This window comes from Pseudomonas sp. Z5-35, assembly GCF_051131945.1.
In the GTDB taxonomy this organism is placed as follows: Bacteria; Pseudomonadota; Gammaproteobacteria; order Pseudomonadales; family Pseudomonadaceae; genus Aquipseudomonas; species Aquipseudomonas marvdashtae.
The window spans coordinates 3,650,061-3,668,217 of record NZ_CP071640.1; the positions used below are offsets into that span (position 1 = coordinate 3,650,061).

At 61.8% G+C, this 18,157-nt stretch carries 13 protein-coding genes; 8 read left to right on the top strand and 5 right to left on the bottom strand.

The window, feature by feature from the left end; genetic code table 11:
* The first annotated feature begins 12 nt into the window (after positions 1-12).
* The gene (gene guaD, locus J3P95_RS16675) at positions 13-1,317 is read left to right on the top strand and encodes a guanine deaminase (RefSeq protein WP_434580450.1); all 1,305 of its coding nucleotides are present in this window, start codon (positions 13-15) and stop codon (positions 1,315-1,317) included.
* A gap of 58 nt (positions 1,318-1,375) precedes the next feature.
* Here the strand turns inward: guaD and J3P95_RS16680 are convergent, their stop codons facing one another.
* Complete coding sequence (locus J3P95_RS16680; protein ID WP_434580448.1) at positions 1,376-2,140, bottom strand: GntR family transcriptional regulator; 765 nt, start codon at positions 2,138-2,140, stop codon at positions 1,376-1,378.
* Between the two features lie 241 nt (positions 2,141-2,381).
* Between J3P95_RS16680 and J3P95_RS16685 the strand changes: the two genes are divergently transcribed.
* Entirely contained in the window at positions 2,382-3,569 is a 1,188-nt protein-coding gene (locus tag J3P95_RS16685; protein ID WP_434580446.1) for a benzoate/H(+) symporter BenE family transporter, read from the top strand.
* Positions 3,570-3,670: 101 nt separating this feature from the next.
* On the opposite strand, the gene J3P95_RS16690 is transcribed toward J3P95_RS16685, so the two are convergent.
* On the bottom strand, positions 3,671-4,012 hold the full coding sequence (locus tag J3P95_RS16690; RefSeq protein ID WP_434557873.1) for a YggL family protein: 342 nt from the start codon (positions 4,010-4,012) through the stop codon (positions 3,671-3,673).
* 233 nt (positions 4,013-4,245) lie between these two features.
* On the opposite strand from J3P95_RS16690, the gene dacB reads away from it, so the two are divergent.
* Complete coding sequence (dacB, locus tag J3P95_RS16695; RefSeq protein ID WP_186636673.1) at positions 4,246-5,712, top strand: D-alanyl-D-alanine carboxypeptidase/D-alanyl-D-alanine endopeptidase; 1,467 nt, start codon at positions 4,246-4,248, stop codon at positions 5,710-5,712.
* Positions 5,713-5,780: 68 nt separating this feature from the next.
* Here dacB and J3P95_RS16700 read toward each other — a convergent pair whose 3' ends face one another.
* The gene (locus J3P95_RS16700) at positions 5,781-8,165 is read right to left on the bottom strand and encodes a sensor domain-containing diguanylate cyclase (protein ID WP_434580443.1); all 2,385 of its coding nucleotides are present in this window, start codon (positions 8,163-8,165) and stop codon (positions 5,781-5,783) included.
* Positions 8,166-8,308: 143 nt separating this feature from the next.
* Complete coding sequence (gene rlmKL, locus J3P95_RS16705) at positions 8,309-10,579, bottom strand: bifunctional 23S rRNA (guanine(2069)-N(7))-methyltransferase RlmK/23S rRNA (guanine(2445)-N(2))-methyltransferase RlmL (protein ID WP_434557875.1); 2,271 nt, start codon at positions 10,577-10,579, stop codon at positions 8,309-8,311.
* A 532-nt stretch (positions 10,580-11,111) separates the two neighbouring features.
* Between rlmKL and rmf the strand changes: the two genes are divergently transcribed.
* Positions 11,112-11,327, top strand: a complete 216-nt coding sequence (rmf, locus tag J3P95_RS16710) for a ribosome modulation factor (protein WP_003223300.1) — start codon at positions 11,112-11,114, stop codon at positions 11,325-11,327.
* A 310-nt stretch (positions 11,328-11,637) separates the two neighbouring features.
* Here rmf and J3P95_RS16715 read toward each other — a convergent pair whose 3' ends face one another.
* Complete coding sequence (locus J3P95_RS16715; RefSeq protein ID WP_434580440.1) at positions 11,638-12,657, bottom strand: quinone-dependent dihydroorotate dehydrogenase; 1,020 nt, start codon at positions 12,655-12,657, stop codon at positions 11,638-11,640.
* A 234-nt stretch (positions 12,658-12,891) separates the two neighbouring features.
* On the opposite strand from J3P95_RS16715, the gene J3P95_RS16720 reads away from it, so the two are divergent.
* From J3P95_RS16720 to J3P95_RS16735, 4 genes are all read left to right on the top strand, one after another.
* Entirely contained in the window at positions 12,892-14,103 is a 1,212-nt protein-coding gene (locus tag J3P95_RS16720; protein WP_434580438.1) for a CmpA/NrtA family ABC transporter substrate-binding protein, read from the top strand.
* 14 nt (positions 14,104-14,117) lie between these two features.
* Entirely contained in the window at positions 14,118-14,693 is a 576-nt protein-coding gene (locus J3P95_RS16725) for an ANTAR domain-containing response regulator (protein ID WP_047737436.1), read from the top strand.
* 233 nt (positions 14,694-14,926) lie between these two features.
* Positions 14,927-16,138 carry a nitrate/nitrite transporter gene (locus J3P95_RS16730; RefSeq protein WP_186609882.1) on the top strand — a complete coding sequence of 404 codons (1,212 nt, stop codon included), beginning with the start codon at positions 14,927-14,929 and terminating at the stop codon, positions 16,136-16,138.
* A gap of 9 nt (positions 16,139-16,147) precedes the next feature.
* The gene (locus J3P95_RS16735; RefSeq protein ID WP_434557878.1) at positions 16,148-17,818 is read left to right on the top strand and encodes a protein kinase domain-containing protein; all 1,671 of its coding nucleotides are present in this window, start codon (positions 16,148-16,150) and stop codon (positions 17,816-17,818) included.
* Positions 17,819-18,157 lie beyond the last annotated feature (339 nt).

Genomic DNA, 18,157 nt, shown 5'->3' on the forward strand with positions numbered 1-18,157 from the left:
CGAGAAACTTCCATGCCCCTGACACGCAAAGCCTACCGTGCCGCCCTGCTCCACAGTCTCGCCGACCCGGCCGAAGTGGGAATAGAGGCGTCTTATGAATATTTCGAAGACGGTCTGTTGGTGGTAGAAAACGGCCAAATCAGCGCCATCGGTCACGCCAACGACCTGCTGCCGACCCTGGCGGCGGATATCGAGATTACGCATTACCAAGACACACTGATCACACCTGGTTTCATCGACACCCACATTCATTTTCCGCAGACCGGCATGGTGGGCGCCTATGGCGAGCAACTGCTGGATTGGCTCAACACCTACACCTTCCCGTGTGAAAGCCAGTTCGCCGATCAGGCCCATGCCGACGCCGTGGCGGATATTTTCGTCAAGGAACTGCTGCGCAACGGCACCACCACCGCCCTGGTATTCGGTAGTGTGCACCCGCAATCGGTGAACGCGTTTTTCGAGGTCGCCGAGAAGCTCGACCTGCGGATGATCGCCGGCAAGGTCATGATGGACCGCAACGCCCCGGACTATCTCGTCGATACCGCCGAGTCCAGCTACAACGAGAGCAAGGCACTGATCGAACGCTGGCACGGCAAGGGCCGCCTGCATTACGCCGTGACCCCGCGTTTCGCGCCGACCAGCACACCCGAACAGTTGACCCTGGCCGGCCAATTGCTCAGTGAATACCCGGACCTGTACATGCAGACTCACATCAGTGAAAACCTGCAGGAGGTCCAATGGGTCAAGGAGCTGTTTCCTGAGCGCAAGGGCTACCTGGACGTCTACGACCACTACCAATTGCTCGGCGAGCGTTCGGTGTTCGCCCACGGCGTGCACCTGTGCGATGACGAATGCGCGCGACTGGCGCAGACCGGTTCGGCGATCGCGTTCTGCCCGACCTCGAACCTGTTCCTGGGCAGCGGCCTGTTCGACCTGCCGATGGCCGAGAAGCACAAGGTGAATGTCGGCTTGGGCACCGACGTGGGCGGCGGCACCAGTTTTTCACTGCTGCAAACCCTGAACGAAGCCTACAAAGTGATGCAACTGCAAGGCGCGCGACTGAGCCCATTCAAGTCGTTATACCTGGCCACGCTCGGCGGCGCCCGGGCCTTGCGCCTGGAAAACAATATCGGCACCTTGCAACCGGGCACCGATGCGGATTTCCTGGTGTTGGACTACAACGCCACGCCGTTGTCGAGCTATCGCCTGAAGCAGGCCAAGGACATTGCCGAGCGGTTGTTTGTCTTGATGACGCTGGGGGATGACCGGACGGTGGCGCGCACTTATGCGGCCGGCAAATTGGTGCATCAGCGCTAGTTTTTTTGATCGTTGATGATCGTTCCCACGCTCTGCGTGGGAACGATCCGAGTCGGGGTTACAGCTTGGCCGTCGAACGTCCGGGCTTCTTGCTTTGCAGCAGATGCGAGAACACCGCATGCAAGTCATCCGACGCGCTTTCTTCGTCGAGGTTGAGCTTGCTGTCGATGTGGTCCATGTGATGCATCATCAAGTTCACCGCCAGGGCGGCGTCGCGGGCCTCGATGGCGTCGATCAACTGGGTATGTTCGTCATAGGAACAGTGGGAACGGTTGCCGCTCTCGTACTGGGCGATGATCAATGAAGTCTGGGAAACCAGGCTGCGCTGGAAGCTGATCAGCGGCGCATTTCTTGCCGCCTCGGCCAGCTTGAGGTGGAATTCGCCCGACAAGCGGATGCCGGCGCCGCGATCGCCGCGCGAAAAGCTGTCGCGCTCATCGCTGACCATTTGCCGCAGCTCGGCAAGCTGCTCGGCGTTGGCGTGCTGCACCGCCAGTTCGGTGATCGCCTTCTCCACCATGCGCCGGGCAAAGAACACCTGGCGAGCCTCTTCAACACTCGGGCTGGCCACCACCGCGCCGCGGTTGGGTCGCAACAACACCACGCCTTCGTGGGCCAGGCGTGACAGTGCACGGCGAATGATGGTGCGGCTGACCCCGAAAATCTCCCCCAGCGCCTCTTCGCTCAATTTTGTGCCGGGCGCCAGGCGCTGTTCGAGGATGGCCTCGAAAATATGCGCATAGACAATATCGTCCTGGGTTCCGCTGCGGCCGGCTTTGCCTGCTCGCGGTTGTTTCTTGAGGGGCTGCAACTGTTCGTTCATGGGCACTCGAGTCGGGAGAACTGCGGCGATTTAACCGTGACTGTAATACGGCACAGCGGGTCGCTGGCAAGTATTGCGTAAAAAACACGGCGATTGTACACAACCTCTGATGGCAACACGACTGTACGGCTGTTTGCGGGCATGGCTGTATCGCAATCGGCAACTGTCTTGAGTTTAGGCTTAAACCCGAAACCCGGGGCCCTCAAGGCCAGTCAATCTACAACAAGGACCACCGCCCACCATGACCGAAGTCACGACCACGCCACTTCGTCCATTGGCCGATACGTCGCCCTCGGCCATCGTTGCCGGGTTCATCGCCATGATGACCGGCTATACCAGTTCCCTGGTGCTGATGTTCCAGGCCGGCCAGGCGGCAGGGCTGACCAACGGGCAGATTTCCTCGTGGATCTGGGCAATTTCCATCGGCATGGCGGTGTGTTCCATCGGCCTGTCGCTGCGCTATGGCACGCCGATTACCATCGCCTGGTCGACGCCCGGCGCGGCACTGCTGATTACCAGTCTGGGCGGGGTGAGTTATGGCGAGGCCATCGGTGCCTATATCACCTGCGCGATCCTAGTAACGATCTGTGGCCTGACCGGCAGCTTCGAACGCCTGGTCAAGCGCATTCCGGCCTCGCTGGCGGCGGCGTTGCTGGCCGGTATCCTGTTCAAGATCGGCAGCGAAATCTTCGTCGCCGCCCAGCATCGCACCGGCCTGGTGCTGGGCATGTTTTTCACCTACCTGATCGTCAAGCGCCTGTCTCCACGCTATGCGGTGCTCGCGGCGTTGCTGGTCGGCACTGCGCTGTCGGGTTTCCTGGGGCTGTTGGATTTCAGCAGCTTCGCCCTTGAAGTCGCCACGCCTGTCTGGACCACGCCGCAGTTTTCCCTGGCAGCGACCATCAGCATCGGCATTCCGCTGTTTGTGGTGGCGATGACCTCGCAGAACATGCCCGGCATCGCCGTGCTGCGCGCCGACGGCTACAACGTGCCAGCATCGCCATTGATCACCAGCACCGGCATCGCCTCGCTGCTGCTGGCACCGTTCGGTTCCCACGGGATCAACCTGGCGGCCATCAGCGCAGCGATCTGCACCGGGCCACATGCCCACGAAGATCGCGACAAGCGCTACACGGCGGCGGTCTGGTGCGGGGTTTTCTACGGGATCGCCGGGGTGTTTGGCGCAACACTGGCGGCACTATTCGCGGCGCTGCCCAAGGAATTGGTGCTGTCGATCGCGGCCCTGGCACTGTTCGGATCGATCATCAATGGCCTGAGTATCGCCATGAGCGAAGCGAAAGAGCGGGAGGCGGCGCTGATCACTTTCATGGTTACGGCGTCGGGGCTGACGCTGTTTTCCATCGGTTCGGCGTTCTGGGGAATTGTGGCGGGGGTATTGACGCTGTTGGTGCTGAATTGGAGGAAATGAGCTTCAAGCTTCAAGCTTCAAGCACTGAGACTTGCGGCTTGAAGCTTGCAGCTTGCAGCTTGCAGCTTGCAGCTTGCAGCTTGCAGCTTGCAGCTTGCAGCTTATTTCTGATTAATCGGCTTTTCCGGGTACCAGACGTCCATCAACGGGCTGACAGTAACTTCGGTCAGTTCGCTACGGCCCTTGAGCCAGGCTTCAACGGCTGCGCGCTGCTCTTCGGTCACCGAGCCACGCTTCTGCAGGCAAACCAGACCGTAGTCGTCGCCGCCGACGTAGCCAAGGCCGTTGGCTTCCATGGCTTCTTTCAAGAAAGCATCGAGGAAAGCGTCAATAGCCTCATCGGCCAGATCTTCTTTGAAATCCAGGTTCAGTTCGAAACCCAGCTCTTGAAATTCATCCACGCACAGTTTTTTGCGCAGACGCTGGGAACGGTTAGTCGCCATTGGAACAATCCTCATAAGTAATAACGGCCGGCACTTTACCAGTTTGGTGCGTCGTTTGCCCGACTCATCGGGCACGTCCGTCTACCGTCGGTAAAAAAATACCGCTTCGATGGGCTTGGGCACGGCACAAGCCGTTGCGCCTTGGGGCATAATGCCGACACTTTCATGACCGTTGAGGGCGTTCATTTCCATGTCCTCGTCTTTTTCCCCTCGCCTGTAGGGTTTTATTTCAAATGATCAAATCTTTGCGCCCACTGCTTCTGGCCAGCCTTCTTTTTCCTTTGGCCCTTCCCGTCAATACCCACGCTGCCACCATCAACACCGCCCTTTCGCCCAATGTGCAAAAGGCCCTCAAGAACAGCAAGCTGCAAGACAACGCCCTGTCACTGGTGCTGGTGCCGCTCAACGGCCCGGGCACCCCGACGTTGTACAACGCCGATGTCTCGGTGAATCCGGCGTCCACCATGAAACTGGTGACGACTTACGCCGCCCTGGAGATGCTCGGCCCCAATCATCAATGGAAGACCGAGTTCTACACCGACGGCACCCTCAGCGGCGGGATCCTCAACGGCAACCTGTACCTCAAGGGCGGCGGCGATCCCAAGCTGAACATGGAAAAGCTCTGGCTGCTGATGCGCGACCTGCGGGCCAACGGCGTGCAGCAAATTACCGGCGACCTGGTGCTGGACCGCAGCTTTTTCATCCAACCGCAGTTGCCCGAGTTCAACGACGACGGCAATGACGAAAACAAACCCTTCCTGGTCAAGCCCGATTCGCTGCTGGTCAACCTCAAGGCGCTGCGCTTCGTCGCCCGCAACGACGGTGGCCGGGTGCTGGTCTCGGTCGAGCCGCCAATCGCCAGTATTCGTATCGAAAACGTGGTCAAGGCCGCCAATTCCAAACAATGCACCGGCGGCGTGCGCTACAACCCGGTGCCCCAGGCGGACGGCAGCATGACGGTGACCGTCAGCGGTCAACTCGGCGAGGGCTGCAGCTCCCAGACCTACCTCTCGTTGCTCGACCATGCCACCTACACCGCTGGCGCCGTGCGGGCGATCTGGAAAGAGTTGGGCGGCAGCATCCAAGGCAAGGACCGCCTGGCCGCGACCCCGAATAGCGCCAAGCTGCTGGCCCGGGCATTTTCGCCGGACCTGGCGGAGATCATCCGCGACATCAACAAATACAGTAACAACACCATGGCCCAGCAACTGTTCCTGAGCCTGGGCGCGCAGTATCGCAACGAGGCCGACGGTGACGACGCCAAGGCCGCGCAACGGGTGGTGCGCCAGTGGCTGGCGAAGAAAGGCATCACCGCGCCACACCTGGTGATGGAAAACGGCTCGGGCCTGTCCCGTGCCGAACGGGTCAGCGCCCGGGAAATGGCGGCGATGCTGCAAGCCGCCTGGCGCAGTCCGTATTCGGCGGAGTTCATCAGTTCGATGCCGATTGCCGGCACCGACGGCACCATGCGCAAACGCCTGAAGACCACCGCCATGGCCGGCGAAGCCCACGTCAAGACCGGCACGCTGAACACCGTCCGCGCCATCGCCGGCTACAGCCGCGACATCAACGGCAATACCTGGGCAGTGGTTGCGATCCTCAACGATCCGAAACCCTGGGGCGCTTCATCGGTTTTGGACCAGGTGCTGCTGGACCTGTACCGCCAGCCGAAACTGCCGCAGACGGCTTCGGTGCTCTGATCGCATAAAATCAAGCTGGGAGTGGGCTTGCTCACTCCCACCGTAATCGACTTTATCCAGGCTAATGGCTACCCCAGCTGCGCCTCGACTCGATCCCGTCCAGCCTGCTTCGCCGCGTACACTCCTGAGTCGGCCCGCAACAGCAGCGCATCGGCGCCTTCGCCGGCGCGCCAGCTGGCAATGCCGAAACTGGCGGTGACCACCCCCACGCCGTCGATCGGCGCCCCGCGAAGGCCGTCCCATAATCCCAGCGCCAGGGTGTAGGCGTCTTCGGCGTCGGTGTCGGGGCACAGCACCACGAACTCTTCCCCACCCAAGCGACAGAACACATCGGTGCGGCGCAGTCGCTGGATGATTCGCTGGCAGACCGCTTGCAGCACCCGATCGCCCACCGCATGGCCATACTGATCATTGACGCGCTTGAAGTGGTCGATGTCGAGCATGATGACCGTGAGTTCTCCGGAACCGCGCTCAACCCGGACCATCTCCGAGGTCAGGCGCTCCTGGAAATAACGCCGGTTGCGAATACCGGTCAAGGCATCGGTGACGGACAGCGCCCGCAGCTCTTCCTCCACGCGCTTGAGGTCGGAAATATCCGAAACATAGCCGTGCCACAACACCCCGCCGCCGGGCAACTGTTCGGGTGTTGCCTCGCCGCGCACCCAGCGCAAGCCGCGCTGTGGCAGTAGCACCCGGTACTCTTCACGCCAAGGGCTCAGGGTATCGGCCGAAATGCGGATAGAAGCGCGCACCCGTGCGCTGTCCAACGAATGGATTCGCGAGAAAATCGCTTCGGCGTTTCGCACCAACACGTCAGGTTCCAGTTCATAGATGTCGCGAATGCCATCGCTGGCGTAGATCACGCTGAATCCGCCGTTGAAATCCATTTTGAATTGGTAGATGCCGCCGGGAACGTGGGCGCTGAGCTTCTTCAGCAAGATATCCCGCGCGGCCAATGCCTCATGGACACGCTTGCGTTCGGTGACGTCGATGCAGATCGCCAGGTGCCCGACCCAAAGCCCTTGGTCGTCGAGCACTGGCGTGGCCAGCATGTTGACCGTCAAGTGGCTGCCGTCGCGGCGCACCAGAGTCCATTCCCGCGCCTGTTGGCCGCCCTGCTCGCCGCCCTCGAGCAGCATCGCATGGCACGTGGGGATCGGTTTGCCGAAGCGGGCCGCCAACTGTGCGGACCGCTCCTGCAATTCGCGGGGAACGTGGAGGCCTTCCAGGGTCATGCTTTGCAAAACGTCGCAGCCCTGGTAACCGAGCATCTGCTCGGCGCCTGCGTTGAATGTGGTGATAATGCCCCGCAGGTCGGTGGCGATGATCGCGACTTGGGTCGCGGCATCGAGCACGCCCTTCAATTGGCCGTGAGTGCCACGTAGTTCCGATTCCCGGGCATGCAGTTCCCGGGTGCGCTGGTCCACCAACGCCAGGGCCCGCTGCCGCTGGCTGACCAACGTGTAGAGCAAGGCGCTGAGCATCAGGCTGAGCAGTCCGCCCAGCACCGTCAGGCTCACCACGCTGGAGTGATTGCTCGACAGGAACAGACGACTGGGGCGCAGCTCTACGTGAAAGTCATGGTCGCCGAGGCGCAACGGCCGTGCTGCCGACAAATCGCTTTTGCCCGGACGGTTCGAGGTTTCGAACAGAACTTCTTGAGGATCGCCGTGGGCGGCGTCAAGCACCCGCATCGACAGGTTGTCATCGCCAGCCTCCGGCAGGCCATCGGCGACCAACTGGCGCATGCTGATGGCCGCTACCACGTAACCGAACGGCTCGCTGGCCGATGGGCCAAGGACGGGCGCTGCCAACATGACACCCCGGGAAAAGGCCGGATCGACGCCTATCAGGTCGATAGGCTCGGAAACCACCAAGGCGTTACGCTGGCGGGCCCGTTCGAGCGTGACGCGGCGCAGAGGATGCGACAGCAAATCCAAGCCTAGCGGCGCGCCATAGGATGGCTGGCTCTGGACGTACAGCACCGGCACGTATTCGTCCCGTTCGGCGGACTCGCGCAGGATCCCGGCCTCGTCCCGCTCACGAACGGTAAAGGTGCTCGACACTTCGGCCCGCGCTCGTTGTTCAAACGCTTGGCGCTCCTCCCGCGCCACCCGAGGCGCCCAGGCGAAGGCCCGGGTGCGCCGCAGCAACGCTTCGGTGTAGCCGTGGAACTCAGTGCTGGAAACCCCGGCGGAGTTGGCGAAGAAGCGCCTCAGACTGTCGAGGCGTTGTTCCTGATCCTGGAAACGTTCTTCGAGGCGGCTATAGCGCTCCTCGACCAACAGTTCAAAGCGCTGGCGCAACTGGCGATTGAACTGGCTCAGCGTGTCCCAGGCCAGCAAGCCGGTCAGCAGTGAGCCCGCCATCAGGACCACCGCAGCCACGAGCCATGCTGAAACATCTTCGTTGATAAAACCCAGGATCCTGGGACGCACTTGATGTAATGCCATACACATAACTCAGAAAGGACCGGGCTTGTGTACAGCCCCGGCCACATTCTCAGTTATAGCTATTTGCCACTATTTTAGCCAGCCCAAAAAACGACCCAAGAACCTTGAATTTCAAGGCCTGCATGGATCCAATCAGCCGAACATCAGCGAGCCATGATCTTCCACGCGCGGTGAATCTTGCTGTTGCGGGCAAAATCCGGATCGATGGTCTTGGCGGTAATTTCCTCAACCGCGTAACGCTCGCCCAGATTGTCCTCGAGCTGGAACTTGCGGAAGTTGTTGGAGAAATACAGCACGCCGCCCGGCGCCAGGCGCGCCATGGCGAGGTCCAGCAGCTGGACGTGGTCGCGCTGCACGTCAAACACACCTTCCATGCGCTTGGAATTGGAGAAGGTCGGCGGGTCGATGAAGATCAGGTCGTACTCGTCGCGACTGGCTTCCAGCCAAGCCATGACATCGCCCTGTTCCAGGCGATTTTTGTCCGAGAAGCCATTGAGCGACAGGTTGCGTCGCGCCCAGTCCAGGTAGGTTTTCGACAAGTCGACGCTGGTGGTGCTGCGAGCACCGCCCTTGGCGGCGTGGACACTGGCGGTCGCGGTGTAGCAGAACAAGTTGAGGAAGCGCTTGCCGGCCGCCTCTTTCTGGATCCGCAGGCGCATCGACCGATGATCGAGAAACAGCCCGGTATCCAGGTAGTCGGTGAGGTTGACCAACAGCTTCACGCCGCCTTCGTTGACCTCGGTGAATTTGCCCTGGGCACTCTGGCGCTCGTACTGCTTGGTGCCGCTCTGACGCTCGCGGCGCTTGATAACGACGCGGTTCTTGTCGACATTCAAGGCTTGGGGAATGGCCGCCAAGGCATCGAACAATCGGGCCGAGGCCTTTTCCGGATCGATGGACTTCGGCGCGACGTATTCCTGGACGTGCACCCAGTCGTGGTACAGATCGATCGCCATGGAGTATTCCGGCATGTCGGCATCATAGACCCGGTAGCAATCCACACCTTCACGCTTGGCCCATTTGCTCAGCAACTTGAGATTTTTCTGCAGGCGATTGGCGAACATCTGCCCGCCTTCGCTCAACCGCGCCTGCTCGACCACAGGGGCCGGCGCCGGAGCCGGTTTGATCGGGTTGCCGTTTTTGTTGTACTGGCGTTCTTGCGGCACTTCGGGGGCTTGATCGTAGACGGCCTGCTCGCGCTCGGCCTGGCGTTGCTCCGGGGTGCGACGCTCGCCGGTGACGAACTGATCCGGCAACACCTTGATCAGCAGCAATTTGCACGGCAAGGCGCCGTTCCAGAACGAATACTGTTTGTGGCTGCGAATGCCCATGCGCTTGCCCAGGTCGGGGGCGCCAGTGAACACTGCCGCTTCCCAGTTCAGACAGGCCTGGCGCAGGCGCTCGCCGAGGTTCTGGTAGAGATAAAGCAGGCTGGCTTCGTCGCCCAGGCGCTCGCCGTACGGCGGGTTGCAGATAACCAGGCCCTTCTGGTTCTGGTCCGGACGCGGTTCAAAGGTGGCGACTTCGCCCTGATAGATCTTGATCCACTCGCTCAGGCCTGCGCGCTCGACGTTGTTGCGGCCCGGCTGGATCAACCGTGGGTCGGCTTCGTAGCCGCGAATCCACAGCGGCGGCTTGGCAAGCCCGGCAGCAGCGCGTTCGGTGGCCTCTTCATGAAGCTTCTTCCACAGCGCCGGCACGTGGCCGAGCCAAGCACTAAACCCCCACTGCTGGCGACGCAAGTTCGGCGCCATGTCGGCGGCGATCATGCCGGCTTCCACCAGGAACGTGCCGACACCGCACATCGGGTCGGCCAGCGCCCCGCCCTCGGCGGCAATGCGCGGCCAACCGGCGCGAATCAGGATCGCGGCGGCGAGGTTTTCCTTCAGCGGCGCGGCACCTTGCTGCAAGCGATAACCACGCTGGTGCAGGCTGTGGCCGGAAAGGTCGAGGGAGAGGATCGCTTCGCCACGGTCCAGGCGCAGGTGGATGCGCAGGTCCGGGTTGAGCTTGTCGATGGACGGACGCTCGCCCGATGGTGTGCGCAGCTTGTCGACGATGGCGTCCTTGACCTTCAAGGCGCCGAAGTGAGTGTTGTCGATGCCCGAGCCGTGTCCGCTGAACTCTACCGCCAGGGTGCCGTCGGCCAGCATATGATCTTGCCAATCGACGTCCAGCACGCCGTGGTACAGGTCTTCGGCGTCTTTCATCGGGAAGCGCTTGAGGACCAGCAACACGCGGTTGGCCAGGCGCGACCACAGGCACAGGCGATAGGCCGTTTCCATGTCGGCCATGCCGCGCACGGCCGAGGTGTGCTCGCGCGCCTCTTCAAGGCCAAGCCCGACGGCTTCCTCGATCAGCAGGCCTTCGAGGCCCTTGGGGCAGGTGAGGAAGAGTTCGAAACGGTCGGACATGGGGATTTCCAGAGCCTTTGGCTAAGTGGACCGGGCAACGCATTGCCGGGCCGGGTTCAATCAGGTGCTTTTCTCAAGAGCACCCGCGTGGCACGAACGTGTGCCGTTCCGCCCCCGCCGCTCAGGTTTAAAAAGCTTAGATGCGAAGGCAGATAAAAAATTCTGTGCAACAAATGGTGAAAACGCGTCCCTTTCGTCGAATAGTACCTGAGTGCAACAGGGGGACATTCTCATTCGACCTCGGGGACCGCCCTTCGGCGCAGGGCTGATCATACAGGGGTCTTGCGCAAAAGCGGGCACTGAACATCATGTTACTTATCGCACTAGCATCTTTATTGTTACGTGCTTATGACAAAACGATCATTCCATCCGTGTGACGCTTTGGTTAGAACTCACCACAGGTTGGCGTCGCAACGGCGCCGACACCTTGGCTCGTCACGCCGGCAACGAGCCACCAACGGCAGAATGATTCTGCCCCGACCTCGATTGAGGTCGACGCTAAGCAACAGTCAACAAGTGAGGGCAACACCCTATGAGAAGACTTAAGCGTGATCCGTTGGAAAGAGCATTTTTACGCGGTTACCAATATGGCGTTGGTGGTAAATCCCGTGAGCTTTGCCCCTTTACTCTACCGTCAGTACGTCAAGCCTGGATCAATGGCTGGCGAGAAGGACGCGGCGACAACTGGGACGGTATGACCGGCACTGCGGGTATCCACAGACTCAACGAACTTCACGCCGTCGGCTGACACAGGGCTCAATACTCAAGAACTCGACAATTTGAAACCCATATCGATTTAACCACGCACGTCCCATCCGGGCGGCGGGCTACGGCCCAAGGGGCTCCTTCGAGGAGCCCTTTTTAATGGACATGCCAAAGACAACATCATCCTGTGGCGAGGGAGCTTGCTCCCGCTGGGCTGCGCAGCAGCCCCAAAAACCATGACACGCGGTGATTCAGACATATCGCCTCCATCAGGCTTCAGGACTGCTTCGCAGTCCAGCGGGAGCAAGCTCCCTCGCCACAGGGGGTCTGCTTCGCCTTCAAGAAAGGGTTGATCAACCCAACGCCGCAATCGCATCCACCGACTCACGAATCAACGCAGGCCCTTTGTAGATAAAGCCCGAATAGATCTGCACCAAGCTCGCCCCGGCGGTGATCTTCTCGGCGGCATGCCGGCCTTCGGTGATCCCGCCCGCCGCGATAATCGGCAAGCGTCCCGCCAGCTCACCCGCCAGTACTTTCACGGTGTGGGTGCTCTTGTCACGCACCGGCGCGCCAGACAAGCCGCCCGCCTCGTCACCGTGTTCCAGCCCTTCGACGCCTTCGCGAGCCAGCGTGGTGTTGGTGGCGATCACCGCGTCCATGCCGGTCTCGATCAAGGCCTGGGCCACTTGGACGGTTTCCTCGTCAGTCATGTCCGGCGCGATCTTGATCGCCAGTGGCACATGCCGACCGTGGGTCAACGCCAGTTCCGCGCGACGCCGGGCCAGGTCGGCCAACAGTTGCTTGAGGGAATCGCCGAATTGCAGGCTGCGCAGCCCCGGTGTGTTGGGCGAGCTGACATTGACGGTCACATAGCTGGCGTGGGCGTAGACCTTTTCCAGGCAGATCAGGTAATCGTCCACGGCGCGTTCCACCGGGGTATCGAAATTCTTGCCGATGTTGATGCCCAGCACGCCCTGGTATTTGGCAGCGGCAACGCGGGCCAGCAGATGATCGACGCCGAGGTTGTTGAACCCCATGCGATTGATGATCGCCTCGGCCTGGGGCAGACGGAACAGCCGTGGCTTCGGATTGCCCGGCTGCGGCCGCGGGGTCACGGTGCCGATTTCAACGAAGCCGAAACCCAGTTGCGCAAAGCCGTCGATGGCCGCGCCATTCTTGTCCAGGCCCGCCGCCAATCCGACCGGATTGGGGAATTCCAGGCCCATGACCGTCACCGGCAATTTTGCCGGGGCTTTGCACAGCAGCCCATTGAGGCCCAGGCGTCCGCCCGCGCCGATCAAGTCCAGGGACAAGTCATGGGAGGTTTCCGGGGAGAGTTTGAACAGCAGTTCACGGGCCAGGGTGTACATGGGCGGCTTTGACTCGGGCGACGAAATGAGGCGGCGATTATAGCCGGGCAACGGCGACGCAAGCGAGGCGTGCGCACAATCCGGCAGCACTGGCATATGCCTTGCACCCTTTTGGTCATCAGCGCCCCATGCCAACGCCGGAATGAGTGGCGCACTGTTTCAAAGGACAGCGGCGGCGTCGTTCGGCCTTCTTGGCCAGGACACGGCGCTTATTGGATGTGGAAGGTGATACCGATGAATGAAATTCCAGCCACCCCCCTGGCCTGGGTCAATGGCAGCGACGCCCCGGAAAAGAGCGCGGTCAACCTCGGCTTCATGGCCCTGAGTGACTGCGCACCGCTGGTCGTGGCCGCCACCCAGGGCTTCGCCCAACCCTACGGCCTGACGCTGAATCTCAAGCGCCAGGCGTCCTGGGCCAACCTGCGGGACAAGCTGGTCAGCGGCGAAATCGATGCCGCCCACAGCCTTTACGGCCTGATCTACGCCGTGCACCTGGGCATCGGCGGCGTCGCCCCAACGGAGATGGCCGTGCTGATGGGTCTCAACCAGAATGGCCAGAGCATTAACCTCTCCCATGGCCTCCAGGCCCAGGGCGTGACCAGTCCTGAGGCACTGGAACTGCACGTGCACCAAACTCGCCCGAAACTGACCTTCGCCCAGACCTTCCCCACCGGCACCCATGCCATGTGGCTCTACTATTGGCTCGCCGCCCAGGGCATTCATCCACTGTCGGATGTCGACAGCGTGGTCGTACCGCCTCCGCAGATGATCGCGCACCTGCAAGCCGGACGCATCGACGGGTTCTGCGTCGGTGAGCCCTGGTGCGCCAGCGCCGTGAAGCAGAACCTCGGCTTCACGTTGGCGACCACCCAGACCATCTGGCCCGATCATCCGGAAAAAGTCCTCGGCTGCACCCGTGCGTTCGTCGAGCAATACCCCAATACCGCCCGTGCCCTGGTGATGGCGATCCTCGAAGCCAGCCGTTTCATCGAACAAAGCACTGAAAACCGCCGCAGCACCGCGCAGTTGTTGAGCGCCCCCGAATACCTCGACGCGCCACTGGACTGCATCGAGCCGCGCCTGCTGGGCATCTATGCCGACGGCCTGGGCAACAGCTGGCAGGATCCCCATGCGATGCGTTTTCATGGCGGCGGCGAGGTGAACCTGCCGTACCTGTCCGACGGCATGTGGTTCATGACCCAGTTCCGTCGCTGGGGCCTGTTGCGCGAAGACCCGGACTACCTGGCCGTGGCCCGGCAAGTCCAGCAGCTCGGGTTGTATCGGGAAGCCGCCGAGGCGCTGGGGGTTTCATCGCCGCGCCAGGACATGCGCAGCAGTCAACTGATCGACGGCACCACCTGGGACGGTTCCGACCCGGCCGGGTATGCCCGCAGCTTCAAACTGCACGCCTTGAGCGATGCGGCTCCCCTTCTCGCCAGCCGCTGACAGGAGCCACGACCATGCTGCGTATCCTGCTGATCAACGACACTGCGAAAAAAGTCGGCCGCCTCAAGGCTGCCTTGATTGAAGCCGGGTTCGAAGTGATCGACGAATCCGGGTTGACCATCGACCTGCCCGCGCGCGTCGAAACAGTGCGTCCGGACGTCATCCTGATCGATACCGAGTCACCCGGCCGCGATGTGATGGAGCAAGTGGTGCTGGTCAGCCGCGACCAACCGCGACCGATCGTCATGTTTACCGATGAGCACGACCCGGACGTGATGCGCCAGGCGATCAAGTCGGGCGTCAGCGCCTACATCGTCGAAGGCATCCATGCCGCGCGCCTGCAACCGATCCTCGACGTCGCCATGGCCCGCTTCGAAAGCGACCAGGCCCTGCGCGCCCAGCTCCTGGCCCGGGACCAGCAACTGGCCGAACGCAAACGCATCGAACTGGCCAAGGGCATGCTGATGAAGATGAAGGACTGCAACGAGGAACAGGCCTACACCCTGATGCGCCGCCAAGCCATGAGCCGCCAACAGAAACTCATCCAGGTAGCGGAGCAAATCATTGCAATGAACGAGTTGCTGGGCTGAAGGTGATGTAGCACCTGCCCTGTTGGCACAGATCTCGCTTAAGCAACTCCATAGGTAACCAACGGCGGTTGCCCCACCTACGACAAAGACGTCGCACATCCTCTTCGCCTCCGGGTGCTCAGGGTTGCGGCGTTTTTTTGTTTTGGTCCTTCGGGACCGGTGGTGCGACCACAGGCGGCGCACTGCTCAAAGCACTGACTCATTTCTCGAGACTTTTACAGCTGAGGTGCGCGATGAATTCAAGCTTCTGGAAATCCGGCCACACCCCGACATTGTTCGCGGCCTTCCTCTATTTCGACCTGAGCTTCATGGTCTGGTACCTGCTCGGTCCACTGGCGGTACAGATCTCCGCCGACCTGCACCTGACCACTCAACAGCGCGGCCTGATGGTCGCAACGCCGATCCTGGCCGGGGCCGTGCTGCGCCTGTTCATGGGCCTGCTTGCCGACCGAATTTCACCCAAGACCGCCGGCATGGTCGGCCAAGTGATTGTGATCGGTGCGCTGTTCTGCGCCTGGAAACTGGGCATCCACAGCTACGAACAAGCGTTGCTGCTGGGCCTGTTCCTGGGTGTCGCTGGCGCTTCATTCGCCGTTGCCCTGCCACTGGCGTCCCAGTGGTATCCGCCGCAGCATCAAGGCAAGGCCATGGGCATCGCCGGTGCGGGTAATTCAGGCACCGTGCTCGCCGCGTTGATCGCACCGGTCATGGCCGTGGCCTTCGGCTGGACCAACGTCTTCGGCTTCGCGGTGATCCCACTGGTGATCACCCTGGTGCTCTTTGCCTGGCTGGCCAAGAACGCTCCGGAGCGGCCGAAAGCCAAATCCATGGCCGACTACCTCAAGGCCCTGGGCGACCGCGACAGCTGGTGGTTCATGTTCTTCTACAGCGTGACCTTTGGCGGGTTCATCGGCCTGGCCAGCGCCCTGCCCGGCTACTTCAACGACCAATATGGCCTGAGCCCGGTCACCGCCGGCTACTACACCGCGGCCTGCGTGTTCGGTGGCAGCCTGATGCGTCCATTGGGCGGCGCGCTGGCGGACCGTTTCGGCGGCATCCGCACCTTGCTCGGCATGTACACCGTCGCGGCTGTCTGCATTGCCGCCGTCGGCTTCAACCTGCCGAGCTCCTATGCGGCGCTGGCACTGTTCGTCTGCACCATGCTCGGCTTGGGTGCGGGCAACGGCGCAGTGTTCCAACTGGTGCCACAACGCTTCCGCCGCGAGATCGGCGTGATGACCGGCCTGATCGGTATGGCCGGCGGCATCGGCGGCTTCGCCCTGGCGGCGGGCATGGGCGCGATCAAGCAAAGCACCGGCAGCTATCAACTGGCGCTGTGGTTGTTCGCCAGCCTCGGAGTGCTGGCCTGGTTCGGCCTGTATGGCGTGAAACGTCGCTGGAGAACCACTTGGGGTTCGGCAGCTGTCACCGCCGCTCGGGTATAACCGGTCACCATGAGCCTGCAACTGAGTTTTGCCGAAGCCAGCGCTATCGGCCCGCGGGAGGAAAACCAGGACGCCCTGCGCCTGGTCACCCCGGCCCCGGCCCTGGCCGCCAGCAAAGGTTACCTATTCGCCATCGCCGACGGTGTGAGCCAATGCGCCGACGGCGGTTTGGCCGCCCGTTCGACCTTGCAGGCGCTGGCCCTGGACTACTATTCCACCCCGCAAACCTGGGGCGTGGCCCAAGCGCTCGACCGGCTGCTGCTGGCGCAAAATCGCTGGCTGCAGGCCAACGGTGGCGGGCAACCGCTGCTCACCACTGTCAGCGCCCTGGTCCTGCGGGGCCGACGCTTCACCCTCGCCCATGTCGGTGATTGCCGGGTCTATCGCTGGCATGCCGATCATTTGCAACGGGTCAGCGAAGACCATGTCTGGGAACAACAGGGCATGCAACATGTGCTCAAGCGTGCCCTGGGCTTGGATCAGCATCTGATCCTGGACTTCCTCGACGGTGAATTGCGCACCGACGAAACCTTCGTACTGCTTAGCGATGGCGTCTGGGCGGTACTGGGGGACACGGCCATCGCCGGCATCCTGCGCGACCAACCGGACCTCGACCTCGCCGCGCAGACGCTGGTCAACGCCGCGCACTTGGCCGGGAGCCAGGACAATGCCAGCGCCTTGCTGGTACGCGTCGATGCCTTGGGCGAAGCCAGCATCGGCGATGCACTGATCCAGTTGCAGCAATGGCCCCTGCCGCCTGCGTTGAAACCGGGGCAGGTGTTCGAGGGTTGGCAGATCGAAGGCCTGCTCGGCCAGAGCCAGCAATCGTTGCTCTATCGGGTCCACGACGGCCAGGGCCAACCTTGGCTGCTGAAGACCCTGCCCGTGCAGCTACGGGACGATAGCCGGGCCGGTCAGGCGTTGCTCTCGGAGGAGTGGTTTCTCAAGCGCGTCGCCGGGCGGCAGTTTCCCGAAGTCCATGGCGTTCCCCAGCGTCAGCATTTGTACTACGTGATGCGCGAATATTCGGGCGAGACCTTGGCCGAGCTGCTCAACCAGGGCGGGCCGTTACCGCTGGCCCAATGGTTGGACCTGGCGCAACGGCTGGTGCGGGCGGTCGGCCTGCTGCATCGACGGCAGATCTATCACCGCGACATCAAGCCGGAAAACCTGCACCTGGGCGACGACGGGGAATTGCGCCTGCTGGATTTCGGCCTGGCATACTGCCCGGGCCTGTCCGAAGACCAGGCCAACGTCTTGCCCGGCACGCCCAGCTACATCGCTCCGGAGGCATTCGGCGGCACATTGCCTACGGCGCAGCAGGATTTGTACGCCGTCGGCGTGACGCTGTATTACCTGCTGACCGGGCATTATCCCTACGGCGAAATCGAAGCCTTCCAACGTCCGCGCTTTGGCGTGCCGGTGAGTGCCCATCGTTATCGGCCCGACCTGCCGGAGTGGCTTGGGCTAAGCCTGGATCGCGCGGTGGCGGCGGATCCGGCCCAGCGCTTTGAAACGGCCGAAGAATGGTTATTGCTGCTGGAACAAGGCGAGCGCCGCAGCTTGAGCGTAAGGCCCCGGCCCTTGCTGGAGCGTGAACCGCTGAAGGTCTGGCGGACGTTGGCGCTGGGATCGTTGTTGGTGAATGTGGTGCTGTTGTTCTTGGTATTTCACTCATGACCCGTGGCGAGGGAGCTTGCTCCCGCTGGGCTGCGAAGCAGTCCCAAAAAACAGGCAACCGCTGCGCGCTTGAGCGGGAGCAAGCTCCCTCGCCACAAAAGCCTTCTCGCCAGCCCTGCCACGCTCCATTACCGGGCAACACGCTTTGATTCGGTGCAATAAACGCCCCTTCATCTCACCCACCCCCGCCCTCAGCCGGTAAATTCGCGGCCCCGAGCCACTTGGCACAACCACTGCATAACCTCTCTCACCATACATAAAGCAACGCCTCCAACGATGAAGGCGGTGCTTCCCGAGAGAACGGGACCAGGACAAAGGCGTCCTCGCTAGGCCACTAGC

Excerpts from the sequence above, each read along its gene's own strand:
- guaD (WP_434580450.1), top strand. The coding sequence starts at position 13 with ATGCCCCTGACACGCAAAGCCTACCGTGCCGCCCTGCTCCACAGTCTC.
- J3P95_RS16680 (WP_434580448.1), bottom strand. The coding sequence starts at position 2,140 with ATGAACGAACAGTTGCAGCCCCTCAAGAAACAACCGCGAGCAGGCAAA.
- J3P95_RS16685 (WP_434580446.1), top strand. The coding sequence starts at position 2,382 with ATGACCGAAGTCACGACCACGCCACTTCGTCCATTGGCCGATACGTCG.
- J3P95_RS16690 (WP_434557873.1), bottom strand. The coding sequence starts at position 4,012 with ATGGCGACTAACCGTTCCCAGCGTCTGCGCAAAAAACTGTGCGTGGAT.
- dacB (WP_186636673.1), top strand. The coding sequence starts at position 4,246 with ATGATCAAATCTTTGCGCCCACTGCTTCTGGCCAGCCTTCTTTTTCCT.
- J3P95_RS16700 (WP_434580443.1), bottom strand. The coding sequence starts at position 8,165 with ATGGCATTACATCAAGTGCGTCCCAGGATCCTGGGTTTTATCAACGAA.
- rlmKL (WP_434557875.1), bottom strand. The coding sequence starts at position 10,579 with ATGTCCGACCGTTTCGAACTCTTCCTCACCTGCCCCAAGGGCCTCGAA.
- rmf (WP_003223300.1), top strand. The coding sequence starts at position 11,112 with ATGAGAAGACTTAAGCGTGATCCGTTGGAAAGAGCATTTTTACGCGGT.
- J3P95_RS16715 (WP_434580440.1), bottom strand. The coding sequence starts at position 12,657 with ATGTACACCCTGGCCCGTGAACTGCTGTTCAAACTCTCCCCGGAAACC.
- J3P95_RS16720 (WP_434580438.1), top strand. The coding sequence starts at position 12,892 with ATGAATGAAATTCCAGCCACCCCCCTGGCCTGGGTCAATGGCAGCGAC.
- J3P95_RS16725 (WP_047737436.1), top strand. The coding sequence starts at position 14,118 with ATGCTGCGTATCCTGCTGATCAACGACACTGCGAAAAAAGTCGGCCGC.
- J3P95_RS16730 (WP_186609882.1), top strand. The coding sequence starts at position 14,927 with ATGAATTCAAGCTTCTGGAAATCCGGCCACACCCCGACATTGTTCGCG.
- J3P95_RS16735 (WP_434557878.1), top strand. The coding sequence starts at position 16,148 with ATGAGCCTGCAACTGAGTTTTGCCGAAGCCAGCGCTATCGGCCCGCGG.